At 78.8% G+C, this 1,219-nt stretch carries 1 protein-coding gene and 2 pseudogenes; all 3 read left to right on the forward strand.

The window, feature by feature from the left end; all coding sequences use genetic code 11:
* Positions 1–93, forward strand: a pseudogene (locus ABEB16_RS19395) (L-rhamnose mutarotase); the annotation flags it as partial.
* A gap of 122 nt (positions 94–215) precedes the next feature.
* Positions 216–1,010 carry an ABC transporter ATP-binding protein gene (locus ABEB16_RS19400; RefSeq protein WP_345713848.1) on the forward strand — a complete coding sequence of 265 codons (795 nt, stop codon included), beginning with the start codon at positions 216–218 and terminating at the stop codon, positions 1,008–1,010.
* Positions 1,007–1,219 (forward strand): annotated as a pseudogene (locus ABEB16_RS19405) (permease); the annotation flags it as partial. The gene ABEB16_RS19400 and the pseudogene ABEB16_RS19405, both read left to right, overlap by 4 nt.

Genomic DNA, 1,219 nt, shown 5'->3' on the forward strand with positions numbered 1-1,219 from the left:
TGGCGGCTGACGGACCCCTGCCAGCAGCCCGTCCCGACGGCCGCCGCGGGCGAGTGGTGGGCGCCGGCGGAGGAGGTGTTCCACCTGGGCTGACGGGCTCCTCCTGCAGGCGGTCGCCGGCGCCCCGGTCTCCTCCCGCGGTCGCAGGTGCGGGCGGCGGGGTTTCCACCTGGCGCCCGACGACCGCGGCGGGACCCCACCGGCAGCGTGGCGGCATGGACCCAGCCCTCCCGGACCACCCCCCGCAGCAGGCCCGCCCCGTCCTGTCCGCCCGCACCCTCGTCAAGCGCTACGGCCACGTGACCGCCCTCGCCGGCGTGGACGTCGCCGTCGCCGCCGGGGAGTCCCTCGCCGTGACCGGGACCTCCGGTTCCGGCAAGACCACCCTGCTGCACTGCCTGGCGGGGATCCTGCCCGTCGACGGCGGCCAGGTCGTGCTCGCCACCGCCGGCGGCGCCGTGCACGTCGACGCCCTCGGCGAGGCCGGCCGCTCCCGGCTGCGCCGGGAGGAGTTCGGTTTCGTGTTCCAGTCCGGGATGCTCGTGCCGGAGCTGACCGCCCTGGAGAACGTCGCGCTGGCCGCGATGCTCGGCGGCGCACCCCGCCGCGAGGCCGAGGCGCGGGCGCTGCCGGAGCTGGAGCGCCTCGGCCTGGCCGGCCTCGGCGGCCGGCGCATCGGGGAGCTGTCCGGCGGTCAGGCGCAGCGGGTGGCGATCGCCCGCGCCCTCGTCACCGGCCCCGGGGTGGTGTTCGCCGACGAACCCACCGGCGCGCTGGACTCGCGCACCTCCGACGACGTCCTCGACGCCCTGCTCGCCGCGACGACCGGCACGGGGCGCGCCCTCGTCGTCGTCACCCACGACGAGCAGGTGGCCGCCCGCTGCGACCGCGAGGTGCACCTGGCCGACGGGCGCGTCGTCGCCGAACGCCCCCGCGGGGGTTCCGGCCGGGCCACCGGGGAACTCCCCGGCGGGTTCCCGGTGCCGCGCTGGCAGCAGGTGCCGTCGTGACCGGGCCGTGGGCGGGGGTGCGGGTGGGGCTGCGGGTGGCGCTGCTGCTGTCGCGGCCCAGCCGCACCGGCGCGGGCGCGGTGGTGCTGCCCGCCACGGCGTTCGCGGTGGTCACGGCGCTGCTGCTCGTGGTGGCCGGCGGGGCGCGCTCGTTCTGGCGCTGGGACGACGGCGCCGCCGAGATCTACCAGGGCCTGGCCGTGGTGGCG

Origin of the sequence: Kineococcus glutinatus (assembly GCF_039542765.1) — a bacterium.
GTDB classification, from domain to species: Bacteria; Actinomycetota; Actinomycetes; order Actinomycetales; family Kineococcaceae; genus Kineococcus_A; species Kineococcus_A glutinatus.